The organism is Pseudokineococcus basanitobsidens (assembly GCF_037482545.1).
GTDB classification, from domain to species: domain Bacteria; phylum Actinomycetota; class Actinomycetes; order Actinomycetales; family Quadrisphaeraceae; genus Pseudokineococcus; species Pseudokineococcus basanitobsidens.
Map to the genome: position 1 here is coordinate 1 of NZ_JBBIAA010000027.1, position 15,536 is coordinate 15,536.

11 protein-coding genes are annotated in these 15,536 nt (G+C 75.4%); 6 read left to right on the forward strand and 5 right to left on the reverse strand.

The window, feature by feature from the left end:
• Nucleotides 1-1,515: VldE C-terminal domain-containing protein (locus WDZ17_RS14970; RefSeq protein WP_339575979.1), on the forward strand; the 1,515-nt coding region annotated here is incomplete at its 5' end.
• A gap of 142 nt (nt 1,516-1,657) precedes the next feature.
• On the opposite strand, the gene WDZ17_RS14975 is transcribed toward WDZ17_RS14970, so the two are convergent.
• From WDZ17_RS14975 to WDZ17_RS14985, 3 genes are all read right to left on the reverse strand, one after another.
• Entirely contained in the window at nt 1,658-2,788 is a 1,131-nt protein-coding gene (locus WDZ17_RS14975; protein ID WP_339575980.1) for a class I SAM-dependent methyltransferase, read from the reverse strand.
• Nucleotides 2,789-2,889: 101 nt separating this feature from the next.
• Complete coding sequence (locus WDZ17_RS14980) at nt 2,890-5,994, reverse strand: glycosyltransferase (protein WP_339575981.1); 3,105 nt, start codon at nt 5,992-5,994, stop codon at nt 2,890-2,892.
• Nucleotides 5,991-6,932, reverse strand: a complete 942-nt coding sequence (locus WDZ17_RS14985; protein ID WP_339575982.1) for a rhamnan synthesis F family protein — start codon at nt 6,930-6,932, stop codon at nt 5,991-5,993. The genes WDZ17_RS14980 and WDZ17_RS14985 overlap by 4 nt, the downstream gene beginning before the upstream one ends.
• Before the next feature lie 166 nt (nt 6,933-7,098).
• Between WDZ17_RS14985 and rfbB the strand changes: the two genes are divergently transcribed.
• The gene (gene rfbB / locus WDZ17_RS14990; protein WP_339575983.1) at nt 7,099-8,115 is read left to right on the forward strand and encodes a dTDP-glucose 4,6-dehydratase; all 1,017 of its coding nucleotides are present in this window, start codon (nt 7,099-7,101) and stop codon (nt 8,113-8,115) included.
• 108 nt (nt 8,116-8,223) lie between these two features.
• On the opposite strand, the gene WDZ17_RS14995 is transcribed toward rfbB, so the two are convergent.
• Nucleotides 8,224-8,571, reverse strand: a complete 348-nt coding sequence (locus WDZ17_RS14995; protein ID WP_339575984.1) for a hypothetical protein — start codon at nt 8,569-8,571, stop codon at nt 8,224-8,226.
• Between the two features lie 326 nt (nt 8,572-8,897).
• On the opposite strand from WDZ17_RS14995, the gene WDZ17_RS15000 reads away from it, so the two are divergent.
• Both WDZ17_RS15000 and WDZ17_RS15005 read left to right on the forward strand, forming a co-directional pair.
• On the forward strand, nt 8,898-9,641 hold the full coding sequence (locus tag WDZ17_RS15000; RefSeq protein ID WP_339575985.1) for a hypothetical protein: 744 nt from the start codon (nt 8,898-8,900) through the stop codon (nt 9,639-9,641).
• Between the two features lie 149 nt (nt 9,642-9,790).
• Entirely contained in the window at nt 9,791-10,522 is a 732-nt protein-coding gene (locus WDZ17_RS15005; RefSeq protein WP_339575986.1) for a hypothetical protein, read from the forward strand.
• A gap of 142 nt (nt 10,523-10,664) precedes the next feature.
• Here WDZ17_RS15005 and WDZ17_RS15010 read toward each other — a convergent pair whose 3' ends face one another.
• On the reverse strand, nt 10,665-12,821 hold the full coding sequence (locus tag WDZ17_RS15010; RefSeq protein WP_339575987.1) for an acyltransferase family protein: 2,157 nt from the start codon (nt 12,819-12,821) through the stop codon (nt 10,665-10,667).
• Between the two features lie 282 nt (nt 12,822-13,103).
• Between WDZ17_RS15010 and WDZ17_RS15015 the strand changes: the two genes are divergently transcribed.
• Nucleotides 13,104-13,865, forward strand: coding sequence for a hypothetical protein (locus WDZ17_RS15015; RefSeq protein WP_339575988.1), 762 nt, complete (start codon nt 13,104-13,106; stop codon nt 13,863-13,865).
• Between the two features lie 122 nt (nt 13,866-13,987).
• Nucleotides 13,988-15,529 (forward strand): DUF1800 domain-containing protein, encoded by a 1,542-nt coding sequence (locus WDZ17_RS15020; RefSeq protein ID WP_339575989.1) that lies wholly within the window; start codon nt 13,988-13,990, stop codon nt 15,527-15,529.
• Nucleotides 15,530-15,536 lie beyond the last annotated feature (7 nt).

A 15,536-nucleotide genomic window follows, 5' to 3' on the forward strand; every position in this document is an offset into this window, starting at 1 on the left:
GCGTGGCGGCCCGGCCCTGTCCGCGACCACCTTCACCGGCTGATGCGGACCGCAGCACGGCGTACCGCCGCACTGGCCGTCGCCCTCGTCCTGGGCGTCGGCGCCGCGGCCCTGCCCGCCGCCGCCGCCGAGCAGCAGCCGGCCGGGGCGCCTCCCGCGTCCGCCGCCCCGCCGCAGCAGCCGCAGGGGACCGGGGAGCCGGCGTCGGCACCGCTGCCCGTGGGGGCCCTGGCCACCACCCCGGCCGGGCTGCCGGCGGTGTCCACGTACACCGGCCCGCCCGAGCCCTTCGCCCGCTACGTCGCCCAGGTCTCCTGCGACCCGGTGCTGCGGCCCGGGGTCTCGGCGCTGCGCGAGCACCTGCGGTCCACCTACGGCGGCTCGCTCGGACCCACGACGCGCTCGTGCGACAACGGCAGGACCGAGCACTCCGACGGGCGCGCGTACGACTGGATGCTCGACATCACGAAGCCGGCCGACCGCGCCAAGGCAGAGGACTTCCTGGCCTGGCTCGTCGGCCCGGACGCCCAAGGCGAGGTCAGCGGCAACGCGCGCAGGCTCGGGATCATGTATGTGATCTGGGACCGCCGGATCTGGGGCTCCTACAACCAGCAGTGGAAGACGTACTCCGGGTCCAGCCCGCACCGGGACCACATCCACCTCTCGCTGAGCTGGGACGGGGCGATGAAGCGGACGTCGTTCTGGCGGGGGCAGACGCTGTCCGGCTTCGACTACGGGCCCTGCCAGGTCTACGTCGGCGAGGCCGTACCCCGCTACGCCGCGCGCAACCCCGCCCCCTGCGCAGCCCCCGTGCCCCGTCCCACGCCGTCCACCACCCCGGCCGTGACGGGCGGTACGCCTCTGACGGGGGACTGGGACGGGGACGGTCGGGACGAGCCGGGGTGGTTCCGGGACGGGCGGGTCTCGCTGCGGCTGCCCGGCGGTGAGGTGCGCCGGTACTCCTTCGGGCGGGCGGGGGACGTGCCGGTGGTGGGGGACTGGGACGGCGACGGGGTCGACTCGGTGGGGGTCTTCCGGGCCGGGCAGTGGTTCCTGCGCGACGCGCACAGCTCCGGGACGCACGACGTGACCTTCCGCTACGGAGGACCTGGCGACGTGCCCGTCGTCGGCGCCTGGACCGGCCGGCGGCTCGGGGTGGGCGTCGTCGCCTCCCACGGCACGCGCTGGCTCCTGGCCGAGGGGCTCGGGGGACCGGTGCGTGCCCAGATGGTGTGGGGCCGGGCCGGCGACCAGCCCTTCGTCGGCGACTGGGACGGGGACGGCTCGGACACCCCCGGCCTTCGGCGCGGCAAGGACCGTTTCCTGCTCCCGGTCTGGCGCAACGTCCCCGCGGGCCCCGTCGTCGTCGGGCGTGCCGGGATGGTGGCCCTCGCGGGCGACTTCGACGGCGACGGCGCAGACTCCCTCGGGGTGGTCCTCGGGAGGAGCACCTTCGCCTGGCGGGACGACGTGCGCAGCGGACCGGCCACCGGGAGCACCGTCTTCGGCGGCTGAGTCCGTCGACGGGATCGAGCCCCACCCGTCCACGGAGCCCTTCCGTCCACGGAGCCCCTCCCGTCCACGGAGCCCCTCCCGTCCACGGAGCCCCTCCCGTCCACGGAGGCCCTCCCGTACGCAGGGAGGGGCTCCGCCCGCCTCAGGCCCCGGCCGCGGGTCCCGCGTACGGCGCCGTGCCGTAGGTCATGAGCGTCGCCCGGTCCGTGCGTCCGGTCACGACGAGGCGACCCGCGCTGCCCTCGACCCACCGCTCGACGAGCCGGAGCTCTTCGGTGCGGTCGGTGTCGTCGAGGACGACCGAGGCGCCCGAGGACAGCCTCCGCTCCAGGACCGGGAAGGCGGGATGGCGCGCGGAGGGCCCGGTGCCCCCAGGCGGCCCGTCGACGAAGAGCACGTCGATCCGGCCCGGGAGCACGTCGAGGGCCCTCGAGTACCACGGCGTCTCGTGCCCCACGAGGCCGATGGCCGACAGGGGGGCGTCCACGACGGTCGCCCATCCGCCCAGGCCCGCCCGCTCCAGCTCGGCCCGGGTCTGTGCCGCGTACTGCGGGGAGTGCTCGAGAGCCACGACGTGGGCTCCCGACCGCTGCGCCGCGGCGGCGAGCCAGCACGTGGAGGTACCGCTCCCGCACTCCACGACGGACGTGCCGGCCGGGCGGGCCAGCACGTCCTCGACCAGCGCGAGGACGGTCTCGGCCGTCGCGACCCACCCCCGGGCGCGTCCTGGTGCGAGCAGGGGCACGTCGGGCCCGAGTCGGTGGGCGAGCCGCTGGAGCGACCAGGTGTCGACCCCGACCGCACGGACGGCGAAGCCGAGCTCCTGGCGCAGGGCGGGTGCGTCCACGGCGCCCTGTCCCTGCTCCCGGATCAGGCTCAAGGCCTCGGCGCCCGCCGACAGCCGGTCCCTGACGTCGGCCAGCAACGGCTCGAGGCGCTCGGCGGCCGCCGCCGCGCGCGCAGCGGCGTCATGCGCCTCCCGCGCCGTGCTCTCCAGCCCCGTGAGCCGCTCCAGCACCTCGACACGGTCCGCCGCGAGCTCCCGGGCCGTCGCCAGCCCCGCCTGCGAACGCTCCTCCCGGACGCGCCGGGCCAGCGGCGTGACGACCCGGCCCGGCACCAGCAGGAGGAGCGCGAGGACGCCGGTGAGCAGGACGGCGAGCAGCGCCGAGACCACCTGGCCGAGCAGCAGGGCCGTTACGACGACGGCGAGGCCGACGACGGCCGTGACGACCAGTGCGGGGGTACGGAGCCTCGGCGGTGGCGTGGGCACGGTCCCTCCGGGGTGTCGGGGTGGGCCGGGCCACCGGGTGCCGTCCAGGACCCCGGACGGCGACGGCGGCGCCCGTGCGGTGGTGGGGGCGCTGCGGCCGCTCAGCCGCCGAGCTCGGCCGCGACCCGGAGCAGGTCGAGCGCCCGGGCGTCGAAGGTGTGCTCGCGCCTCACCCGCGCGGCGACCTCGCGCCGGTGGGCGTCGTCACCGAACAGCTCCAGCGGCGGCGTGAGGGCGAGGTCGACGAGCTCCCGCGGGGTCCTCCACGTCCGGACGGCGTCGCCCAGGAGGTCCTCGACACCGTCGACGTGGTCGGAGATCACCCGCCCCCCGGCGGCGACGGCGTCGAAGACCCGGTTGGCGATGAAACCGTGCTGGCGCATGTCGGCCCAGTGGTCGTTGAGCACCAGCCCGGCGTCCCAGTAGGCGCGGCCGAGCTCCTCGTTGGGCAGGTACGCCCCACGGACGACTCCCGCGGGGACGAGCCCCTCCCACCCGCCGCCGTAGACGTCCAGCTCGAGGCCGGCTCCGACGAGGTGGGCGACGCTCGGGCGCAGCACCTTCCGTGAGTTGCCGACGAAGAGCCGCGAGGGGCTCCCGGTCGACGCGGTGGACCCCGGCCGGAACCGGTCGCCGTCGGCGCACTGCGGGAGGAAGCCGACGTGCCGGCCGCTGCGCAGGGACGCCCGCTCGGCCCACGTCCGGCCGGCGGCGAAGACCGCGTCGCTGCGGCTCAGCTCGTCGTCCCCGACGGTGTCGGGGTGGCTGATGATCCAGGTGATGGTGGCCCGGCCGGGGTCGGCCGCCACCGGGTCCAGGCCCCGCAGGACGAGACGGACGTCGTCGAGGTGGGCGCTGCGGCGGTTACCGGCCTCACGGGCGTAGACGTGCGCGTCCTGACCGAGCCGCCGCAGCGCTCGGGCGAGGGCGTCCCCGAAGTGGACGTCCCCCCAGGCCGTGCCCTTGGGACCGGCGGGCGCCGAGGTCACCAAGGCCCAGCGCAGCCGGGGCAGGCCGTCTGCGGGACCGCCGGAGACCCGTCCGACCCGCCGGGCCAGTCGTGCTTGCACGTCGACCGCCGTGCCGTCCGCGTCCAGCCTCGTCTCGAGCGAGGCCAGGGAGGCGCCGACGTGCTCCAGAGGCGACAGGTCCGCCGCCGCGTCGCGGTGGCGGCCCTCGAAGACCCGGCGGTCGGTCCAGGCGAGGGGACCGGACCAGCCCCGGCCCAGTGTCCGGGCGCGGGCGGCGTGCACGACGACCGGGCGACGTCCCGTGCGGCGGGCCAGCTCGACCGACAGGTCGGCGAAGGACAGGGAACCTGCCATCAGCGGAGGGAGGCCGCCGGCGGCGGCCACCTCCGCGGTACGGGCCACGAGCGCCGAGCCCACCAGCGCGGCCACCGGGAGGTGGGCCGGGGCGCCGTCCAGGTCGGACGCCGGGTGCTCGGGGAGGAGGGGGACCCAGGTACCCCGTCGGGCGACGAGCAGCCCGGCCCCGGAGACGAGGTCACGGGAGTCCACGGTCAGCGGCTGGGCGCAGGCCGCCCCGGCGCCGAGCGCCTCGAGGCACCTGCTCAACGCCCGCGGCTCCAGGACGGTGCCCGGGGGGAGGAGGGCGACGGCCTCGCCACGGGCCTCGGCGAGGCCGACGTCGAGCGAGAGCGGCACGCCCAGGTCGGTCGCCACCCGCACCACGCGCAGTCGGGGGTCGACGAGCTCGAGCAGACCCAGGGCGGTCGAGTCCTGCAGGGAGCCGCCGCGGTCGACGAGGACCACCTCGAGGTGGTCGGGCACCTCCTGCCGGAGCACGGCCGCCAGGGCAGCAGTGGTCGCCCACCGGGGCGAGCCGGTCGTCGTCACCACCGAGACCAGCCCCGGCTCGTACCTCCGGCTCGCCAGGGCCTCCCAGTCCACCAGGTGACGGGAGCGGGTGACGTAGTCCCAGGTGAGCGGCTCACGGACGGAGATCCGGTCGGCGCCGGCGCCCTCGTCCTCGTCGTCGGTGTAGACCACGCCGACGAAGGGCAGGAAGTCCAGGGTGCGTGACGCCGCCAGACGGAGCACGAGCTCGTAGTCCACCGTCCGCCGGAGGTCCTCGGCGAAGCCGCCCACCCGGTCGAGGACGTCGGCCCGTACGACGAGGGCGTTGAGGTCGACGTGGTTGCCCACGAGGAGGTGCTCGTGCCGACCGCTCCCGACCCGGAAGTCCCGGCGTCGTGACGAGACCATCTCCACCGACGAGAAGGCCGCCTCGCTCCCGAGGGCGTCCATCCCCTTGGCCATCAGCTCCAGGAAGTCCGGCTCCCACGTGTTGTCGGAGTCGAGGAAGGCCACGAGGCGGCCGCGGGCCCGGGCGATCCCCTCGTTGCGGGCGCGGCCCACCCCGGACCGGTCGAGCGGCACCAGGCGCACCCGGGGGTCGAAGTGGGCGATGCCCTCGACGACGCGGACGGTGTCGTCCACCGAGCCGTCGTCGACGACGATCAGCTCCCAGTCGCCCAGCGTCTGCTCCTGCAGGGACCGGACGGCGCGGCCGACGAGCGCCTGGCGGTTCCAGGTCGGCATCACGACGCTGACGAGCACCGGGGCGTCCGCGCGCGACGGCGTGGGGCGCCGGGCCATCGCGGTGCGGAAGCCGCTCTCCCCGGGGGGGCGCTCCGACGAGCGGGTGAGCAGCGTCCGCCGGTCCTCCTGGGCACGCCACGTGCCCGCGCGCTCGGCGAGGACGGCGCGGGCCCGGCCCCACGTGGTCCGGGCCGTCGGCGTCACCTGGGGGTCGGGGTCGCGGTCCAGCTGGACGACGACGACGTCGTCGTCCGCCGGGGGCGCCAGCCGGTCGCCGTCCAGGGTGCCGAGCTCCTCGACGAAGACGAGCCCGGAGTGCCACCGCCGCTCTCGACGGGCGCGAGCGTCCGCGACGAAGACGGCGAACGGGTCCTGCACCCGCTTGCGCCACGACGAGTCGAACGCGGAGGGCTCGAAGAAGGGGGCGGGCGAGAGACCTCGCTTCCGTCCGCGCCGGACGTAGTCCTCGAGCGCCGCCTCGTCGGACCCGTCCAGGCCGGACTGGAGGCGGTACCAGTCCGCGTCGAAGAGACCCGACGTCGCGATGGCGTGGACGTCACGGCGGTGCCACAGCTCCCGGCGGGCACGCCGCACGCCGGGGACGTGCCGCACCGTCGCGCGGGCCCGCTGCGCGAGGCTCATCGGGCGTACCCCATGACGGCGCGGACCGGCCACGCGGGGACGGCCGGGCCGTCGAGCTCGCCCGGGCGCGGCCGGTAGTCCTTCGACCGCGCGGCGAGGTCGGCGCGGACCTCCGCGAAACGCTCCGGCCAGCGCTCCTCGCAGGCGCGCAGCAGTCGGTCCGAGCCCAGCTGGTAGGGGTCGAACCGGAGGGTGTCGAGCTTCACCACGGGCAGACGCGCGTCGGGCAGCACCCGGTCCGCGAGCGCCGTGTTGGGGTTCCACGGCTCCCGGGCGAAGCGCACCAGGGTCTTCAGCCGCCGGCCGCGCTCGGCGCGCCGCGCCCGCAGGACCGCCCAGCGCCAGTGCCGCAGCCGCGCGAGGCGGGTGTCGGCAGGGCCCTCCTCGAGCACCCCGCCGAGGCGGAAGCCCGCGCCGCGCAGGGCGACGCTCAGGCCGATCTCGTAGCGGCCGATCACCTGCATGCGGTCGCTGACCGGCTCCATCCGGTCCCAGAAGGCCCGGAACGTCGCGCTGCGGACGACCCACGGCCGGTAGGCCACGAAGAAGCTCTGGATGTGCGGCTTGCGACGCAGGCTGAAGTTGAACCCCCAGGCGTCCAGGGGGCGGGAATCCATCTCGGCGAACACGTCGGCCAGGGGGCGCAGCGGTCCGACGTAGCTGTCGTTGCACGTGATGACGTAGTCGTAGGACTCCAGCTCGTCGCCGACCAGGTCCAGCCCCGTCTTCCAGCCGTAGAAGTCGTAGCCGACGTTCTCGCGCCGCACGAGGGTGGCGCGCGCCCGGATCCACTCGGCGTCCGCCTCGTCGGCGTAGTCCGTCGTGCTGACGACGACCACCCGCTCGCAGAAGGCGACGAGGTCCTCGATCTGGTCGCGCACGTGGAGGGGCAGGAGCCCCAGCGAGTCGTAGTTGGCCATGACTGCGAGAACCCGCACGCGTTACCGCTCCTGTCGGTCGAGGACCGGCGGAAACTAGCACGATGGCGACGGTCCGTCGGTCTGCGCTCCGGAGCGTCACCGACCGTCCTCGGTAGCGTGGCGGTGCGCCGTCCTGCCGACCGTGCCGCTCCCCCGTGACCACCCCACCGAACCGAGGAGAACCATGCGCCTGCTCGTCACCGGAGGTGCCGGCTTCATCGGCGCCAACTTCGTCCACCAGACGCTGCGGGAGCGCCCCGACGTGGAGGTCACCGTCCTCGACGCGCTGACGTACGCGGGGGACCGGGCGTCGCTGGCCGGTGCGGCCGAGCGCATCTCCTTCGTCGAGGGCGACGTGGCCGACGCCGACCTCGTCGGCCGGCTGGTCGCCGGGGCGGACGCCGTCGTCCACTTCGCCGCGGAGAGCCACAACGACAACTCGCTGTCGGACCCGGGGCCCTTCCTGCGCACGAACCTGCTCGGCACCTACGCCTTGCTGGAGGCGGTGCGCGCGCACGACGTCCGCTACCACCACATCTCCACCGACGAGGTCTACGGCGACCTCGAGCTGGACGACCCGCAGCGCTTCACCGAGGCGACGCCCTACAACCCCTCGAGCCCCTACAGCTCGACGAAGGCCGGGTCGGACCTGCTCGTGCGGGCGTGGGCACGCTCCTTCGGCGTCCGGGCGACCATCTCCAACTGCTCCAACAACTACGGCCCGTACCAGCACGTCGAGAAGTTCATCCCGCGCCAGATCACGAACCTGGTGGACGGCGTCCGGCCGAAGCTCTACGGGGCCGGCGAGAACGTGCGGGACTGGATCCACGTCGAGGACCACAACCGCGCCGTCTGGGCCGTCCTCGAGCGCGGGCGGCTGGGGGAGACCTACCTCATCGGCGCCGACGGGGAGCTGAGCAACAAGCGCGTCGTCGAGCTGGTCCTCCAGGCCTTCGGCCGGCCCTCGGACGACTACGACCACGTGACCGACCGGCCCGGCCACGACCTGCGCTACGCCATCGACTCGAGCAAGCTGCGCGACGAGCTCGGCTGGAGGCCCCGCTACCCGACCTTCGAGGAGGGGCTCGCGGCGACGGTGGACTGGTACCGCGCGCACGAGGGGTGGTGGCGGCCCCGCAAGGCGGCGACCGAGGCGCGCTACGCGGCGGCCGGTCAGCAGGTCCTGCCGAGGGGTCGGTAGGTCTCGTCGAGACGAACCTCGGGCCACGCGGCGGGCGCACCCCCGTCCGGGGGTCCGCGCGAGCTCCGCGGCGCACGCGTAAGGAGCCGGGGGAGACGGTCTCGCCGGTCACCGTGACGCGTGCTGCCCGTCGCGTCGCGGGACAAGAGGGAGGACGACGAGGAGTGCCCCATCCGCCGGCAGCGACCGTGCGAGCGGGGCGCGGCGCGTGGGGCAGCGGTCGAGACTGCTGCCGACGGCGCCCCCGGTGCCGGCCGTGTCACCGGTGACGAGGCGGATCGGTGCGCCCGCAGGGGCGCTGACGCGCAGGCTGATGCCGCCCTGGCCAGCTCGTGCGCGGGCGCCGGTGAGCTGGGTCCACCCGGAGCCGGTCCACCGCTGCACGGAGGTCGGACGCCCGGACCGGGCGACGTAGCGGGACTCGATGTCGTGGTCGGCGCGCAGGGAGCCCTTCACGGCGAGAGGGTGGACCCCGAGCGGGACGTCGCCATCCCCGGCACCGAAGGCGCCCGGACGCCGACGTCATCGCTGCTGCTGATGGCGACGCGACGAGGCCGGAGTCGGTCAGGCGGTAGCCGTCGAAGTCCTCAGCGCTGCGGCGACGTCGGTCACGGGCGCGACGTCCCGGCCGGTGGGCTCCGTCCTCCACGACGACTCGTCCGGGTGATGCTGGTGCCTGGGGGGTCGCCGTCGTCCCGGAAGCGGCGGCGACGGGGGCGCGGCCTCCTACGGTCTGCACGGCACGAACCCGTGCCGTCCTGTCGGAGGAGGTAGGGACGAAGATGCGCAAGAAGAGGTCGCTCGCTCTCGCCGCGGCGATGGCGGTCGTGGTCAGCGGGGCGGGCGCGGCGGCCGCGGCCGACGCGGCGCCGGAGGTGGCGAGGCTGTCCGCGGCGGCGGCGGTGGAGGCCGACGACATCGCCGTCCGGGACACCGACGCGCCCACGGTGATCCGGGTCGGCGCCCCCGAGCAGACCATCCCGGTCACCGTCATCACCGACGAGCCGGTGGACGACATGTTCGTCGGCGTCGTCTCCGGTGACGTCGAGGAGGGCGACCTGTTCGCCTTGGGGTACGTCGAGGGCCCGGAGCGCGGCCGGCCGGCCGTCTTCAAGGTGCCCGTCGACCTCTTCGCCGAGGACGTCCCCGCCTGGGGCCTGAGCACGTGGGTGTTCGACGGCTACCGCGAGGCCGACGACGCCTACGCCTACGGCGAGCTGGACGTCGAGGTCAAGGCCCACTCGCTGCTCGGCCTCGCGGCGTCGCGCAGCGGGTCCTCGGTGACCGTGGCAGGGTCGGCTCGGGCGTTCCACAACGTCGAGGGCCGCTACGTGCCGTGGTCCGGGCGCTCCGTGTCGGTGCAGCGCTGGACGGGGTCGGCCTGGGTGCAGGTCAAGGGCGTCACCACGGACGGGCGCGGGAACCTCCGGACCACCGTCACCGTCCCGGCGTCCTCGACGCTACGGCTGGTCACGCCCGACCAGGCCGGCACGTGGGGTGCGGTGAGCGCGCCGCGGACGGTGTGACGCCCGGTCGGGCGTTGCTCGGACGTCACCCCGACCCCCGACCGTGCGTGACCCAGGTGTGACCCTCGACGCCTCCTGCGACAGGCCCGGCCTCTCTAACCTGGCCGCGGCACGAGGACGTGCCGGAGGTCACGACGAAGGGGGACGGCATGAGACGTGCACGAGGGCTGGTGGCGGCGGCGTCAGCGGTGGCACTGACGATCGGCGGGGCGGGTGCGGCGGCGGCCGCCGCGCCGTCGGGGACGACGACGGGGTCGGCTGCCGACATCCGGGTCGTGGACACGGACGCGCCGGTCGCGATCCGGGTGGGTGCTCCTCGGCAGGTGCTCCGGATCACGATGATCACCGGGGCGCCGGCCCAGCTCGCGTCGGTCGACCTGTTCGACATCGGCGGCCCCGTCGCGGAGCCCACGGCCTACGCCTTCGGCGACCTCGTCGGCCCGGAGGAGGGTCGGCCGACGGTCTTCAAGACGCAGGTCGGCCTGGACGCCGTCGACGTCCCGGGGTGGGGAGTGTCCACCTGGGTCTTCGACGGCCGCGGCTTCGGGGACGGGACGAGGGTCGTCGGTGCCCTCGACGTCGTGATCAGGGCGCATTCGCTGCTCGGGCTCGCGGCGAGTCGGAGCGGCTCGACGGTGACGGTACGGGGGTCGGCGAGAGCGTTCCACAACGTCGAGGGCCGGTACGTGCCGTGGTCGGGGCGGCCGGTGTCCGTGCAGCGTTGGACGGGCTCGGCCTGGGTGCAGGTCACCGGGATCACCACGGACCCGCGGGGGAACCTGAGCACGACGGTGCAGGTCCCGGCGTCCTCGACGCTGCGGCTCGTCACACCGGGCACGGGCGGCACGTGGGGCGCGGTGAGCGCGCCCCAGACGGTGTGACCCGAGGCCCGAAGCTCTTCCGCGGAGGGGCCGCGGCGGGCGTCGCGGCACGCAGGGCCGGGGGCGGGAGTCGCCGGCCCTGCGTGCGTCCGCACCCGTCCGCCGCGTGGGCGACCGGAGCAGACGGCCGCCCCGGCGAGGCTCAGGACGTGGCCGACAGCCGGCCGGGGTCGTCGAGGTCGTCGACCGCCGACCCGAGGAGGTCGCGCAGGGACCGGCTGACGGAGTTGGTGAGGTGGGACGAGTCGGCGTAGACGACCCCGCCGTTCGCCGCGACGACGGGGCACGTCTCGCGGGTGTCGGGGCACAGGAACGAGGTCGTCTCGAGGAACTGCACCCGGTCCTCCGGGTCGGCCGCCTTCTCGGCGTCCACGAGCGCCTGGTCGACGTCTACCCGGTCTGTGCGGTCGAAGTCGCACGTCTGCCAGTCGGCGGCCGGGACCTCGGACAGGCAGGCAGGCACGTCGAACGGTGCCCAGGGGGTGTCCTCGACGACGACCACGCGGTCCGCGACCTGCTCCAGCGCGGGGAAGGTGCGCCGGGCGGCCTCCTCCCAGACCGGTGACGAGGAGGCCCGGTCGAGGCGTGCGCCCTGACCGTCCAGCAACTTCTCCGCGTAGGTCTGCGAGCGGGCGACGAAGACCGCGTCGAGCTCGGGTCCGTCGGCCAGCCGGTCGAGGACCCCGTCGCGCCAGGTGTCGCACTCGGTGTACCCGCGCTCCAGCTGGTCCTGCCAGACGGTGGCGTCCACGGTCGGGCACGCCGACTTGCCGTAGTAGACGAGGCTCCAGCCGCGCTCTCGCGCCAGGGCCTCCATCGCCGGCAGCCAGTGGGCGGAGTGGGAGTCGCCGAGCAGGGCGACCGCGGGCCCGTCCCCGTCGACGAGGCGGCAGACGTCCTCGGGCGGCGGACTGGTCTCCGAGTAGCTGACGTAGCACGCGTCCGGCCGCGACTGGTCCTCACGGGCCTGGAGCGCGCTCATGAGCGGGGCCCCCTGCCAGGTCGCGGACCCCTCCGGGCCGGAGACGGACCCCTCGAGGACGGCGAGGTCGACGGCGTCGCCGTCACGGGACCCCCACGCCTGCCACGGGGACAGGGCCAGCGCGACGGCGGTGACGAGCGCGGTGAGCGCCGCTCCCAGCCGCAGGGACCGGGGGGTGCTCGCCGAGAGCCACGGGCTGCGGCGGACCGGCTCCTCGACGAGGGCGTGCGAGCCGGCCGCCAGGAGGAAGGAGACGACGACGGCCCCGGCGGTCTGCACCGCTGTGGGGGAGCCGTCCGTGAGCAGGCGCGCGAGGACCAGGCACGGCCAGTGCCACAGGTACCAGGAGTAGGAGACGCGGCCGACGTAGCGCAGCAGGGGCGCGGAGAACAGCGATGCCGTCCCGCGGGCGCGCTCCGGCGCCCCGGCCGCGACGAGCAGGACCGTCCCGAGCACGGGCACGAGAGCCGCCGTCCCCGGGAACACCGTCGAGTCGTCGTAGACGAGGGCTGAGCCCACCACGGCGACGAGGCCGACCCACCCCGCAGCCGCCGCCACCGGCCGCGGCAGGCGGCGGAGCAGGGGCAGCCCGATGGCCGCCCCCGCGCCGGCGGCGAGCTCCCAGGCGCGGGTGTGCAGCCCGAAGTAGGCCCAGGAGCCCGTCGTCGGCGTCAGCCACCAGGACAGGAGGAGGGAGACGGCACCGAGGACGACGAGCCCCAGGCCGATCCGCGGCACCAGGGCGCGCCCGTCCCGACCGCCCCGCCGGGTCACCGCGACCACGAGCAGGAGGAGCAGGGGCCACACGACGTAGAACTGCTCCTCGACCCCCAGCGACCAGAAGTGCAGCACGGGGCTGCCGTCCGAGCCGCCCCCGAGGTAGTCGGTCGAGCCGACGGCGTAGTGCCAGTTCGCGACGTACAGGCCCGCCGCCAGGACGTCCGAGCCCAATCCGGGGACGTCCAGCGGAGGTAGCAGGAGCGCCCCGGCCGCCGCCGTGGCGACGAGGACGAGGACGGCCATGGGGAGCAGCCGGCGCGCCCGGCGCGCGTAGAAGCGCGACAGCGACACGGTGCCTGTGCGCCGCACCTCCGAGACGAGGAGCCCGGTGATGAGGAAGCCGGAGAGCACGAAGAAGACGTCGACGCCGACGTAGCCGCCGCTGACGCCCGGGACGCCGGCGTGGTAGAGGACGACGAGCAGCACGGCGACCGACCGCATGCCCTCGATGTCCGGGCGGAACCGGGAGCGTGTCGCCTCCCCGGGCGTCCGGGTGCCGCGGACGGCGGCGGCAGCAGGTGCCGGGGGGGAGGCCACGGGCGGACATGATGCCAACCCCTCCGACGGCTGCGGACGGTGACGCGCCGCCACCGCCGGTGAGCCGCTGCCTCGACCGGCGCCGAGGCCGGGAGGATCGCCCGCCGGACGCGCCGGGCTCGTCGTCGGCCTCACCCGTCCGACTCACCCGTCCGGGTGGCCGGTCGGCGCCGCCGCACGGTCCTTGCGGGAAGTACCGCCGCGCGGACGTTCCCGACGTTACGGTCACGGCTCCGACGCACGGGAGCGCCGGGTGGACCACGACGAGGGGTAGGGCACAGCATGGCCAAGCACGTGCGGAAGACCTGGGTGGCGCTTGCGGCGACGGCGTCGCTGGTGGCCGGAGGTGCCGTGAGCGCCTCGGCGGCGGACGTCCCCGTCCGGAGCCTGGACGCGGCCGAGGCGGCGGCGGAGGGCGGCATCCGGGCGACGGACGCACCCCGGGCGATCCGGGTGGGCGCGCCGGAGCAGACCATCCCCGTGACGGTCATCACCGACGAGCCGGTCGACCTCGTGGACGCGGGCGTGGTCAGGGACCTCGAGGAGGACGACCCCTACCTCGTCGCCTACGGCTTCACGGAGGACGCGGAGCCGAACCGGCCGACGGTCTACAAGGTCGGCGCGGACATCTTCGCCGAGGACATCGAGGCCTGGGGACCCCACACCTGGGTCCTCGGGGGCTACGACGTCGACGAGAACGCGGAGGAGGTCACCGTCGTGGCCGCCGGCACCGTGGAGACCGAGGTCAAGGCCCACTCGATCCTCGGGCTGAGCGCCCGGCGCGTCGGGGACCAGGTGCGGGTCACCGGGTCGGCGCGCGGGTACCACTCCGTCGAGGAGCGCTACGTCCCGCTGTCGGGGCGCACCGTGTCGGTGCAGGCCTACACGGGCACCGCCTGGAAGCAGGTCACCGGAGCCACGACGGACGCGCGGGGCAACCTCACGACCTTCGTGCCGGGCATCCCCCAGGGGACGCGGATGCGCCTCGTGCTGACGGACGCCGCCACCGTGTGGGGCGCGGTGAGCAGCTACCGGGGGGTCTGAGCCGCAGCACGACGCGCCCGGAGCAGGGGCGACGGCGGTCGGTGCCGCCGGCGGAGGACGCCTCCGGGTGACGGCCGGACCTCGCCGCTCAAGGCGAGAGTCGGGCAGGACGAGCACTGGGCATGGCCCCCCGACCCAGCGTGCTGGTGCGCGTCGCCCGGCCGGGGGCGCCGGTCGGCGCTGTGGCGGTCGCGCCGGTCGAGGCCGTGCCCGGCTGGCCGGCGGTCTGCCGACCCGACCCCGACCCCGCGGCCGAGGCGGCGGCCGACCTGCACCTGGTGCGTCGGGCCACGTGGGGCGTGACGCCCGAGGTGCTCGTGGAGGTGCGACGGGCGGGCCGCGCGGCGTGGGTCGACGCGCAGCTCGCCCCCGCGTCCGTCGAGGACGCCGCGTGCGAGGCGCTCGTGAACCGCTGGCCCCTCGCCGCCATGGACCTGCGCACCGCCCGGGCGGGCGGTGTACGGCAGTTCTCCTGGGACGGCATGTGGGCGCTCGGGTTCGCGACCGTCGGCCGGCAGGTGTGGAGCCGGCGGCAGCTGCTCGAGGTCTGCGTCGACGTGCTCGCCGACCACCTGCACGTCGCGAACCCCTCGGACGACGTCTGGTACTGCCGGATGGACTACGACGCCACGGTGCTGCGCCCGCACGCGCTCGGCCGCTTCGAGGACGCCCTCGTCGCCTCGGCGCGGCACCCGGCGATGCTCTGGTACCTCGACAACGCGCGGAGCACGAAGAAGGCGCCCAACGAGAACTTCGGGCGCGAGGTGCTCGAGCTGCACACCGTCGGCGTCGCGGCCGGCTACACCGAGGACGACGTCCGCGCCTGCACCCGCCTGTTCACCGGCCTCGGGGTGGACCGGACCACGGGCGCGCAGGTCTACCGGCCCGTCGACCACGACACCGGCGCCGTCCGCGTCCTCGGCTGGAGCGCGCCGGCGCACGCCGCGGCCGACGGCGAGGCGCTGCAGGTCTCGCTCCTGCGGTACCTGGCCCGCCACCCCGCCACGGCCCGGCACGTCGTCACGAGGCTGGCGCGGCGGTTCGTCGCCGACGAGCCTCCCGCGGCGCTCGTCGACCGGCTGGCGCAGGTCTACCTCGACGGCGGCACCGCGCTGGCGCCCGTCGTCCGCGAGCTGCTGCTCGCCCCGGACGCCCTCGCCGCGGCAGCGCCCAAGGTCAAGCGCCCGCGCGAGGACGTCGTCTCGACGGTGCGGGCGGTGGGCCACCGGCCCGACGTGACCGGCACGGCCGGTGCCGAGGACCTCTTCTGGATGCTCCGCGGCCGCGGGCACGCCCCGTCGGACTGGGCGCCGCCCAACGGCTTCCCCGACGTCGCCGGCGCGTGGCAGTCGGCCGCCGGGGCGCTCGCCGCCTGGGACCAGCACCTCGAGCTCGCCAGCGGGTGGTGGCCCAACCGGCTCGAGAGAGCGAGCCCGCAGTCGCTGCTCCCGACGCCGCGGCCGATCACCGTGGGCGCGCTCGTCGACGCCCTCGCCGTGCGGGTGCTCGGTGCGCCGCTGCCCCCGGTCGAGAGGGCCGCGCTCGTCGCCTTCACGGGCCGTCCCGACACCTCGCTCCTCACCGCGAACGACGCCTGGCTCGGCTGGCGCCTGGCCTCGCTCGTCTGCGGCGTCCTCGACAGCCCCTCCTTCGCGACCCGGTGAGGACGTC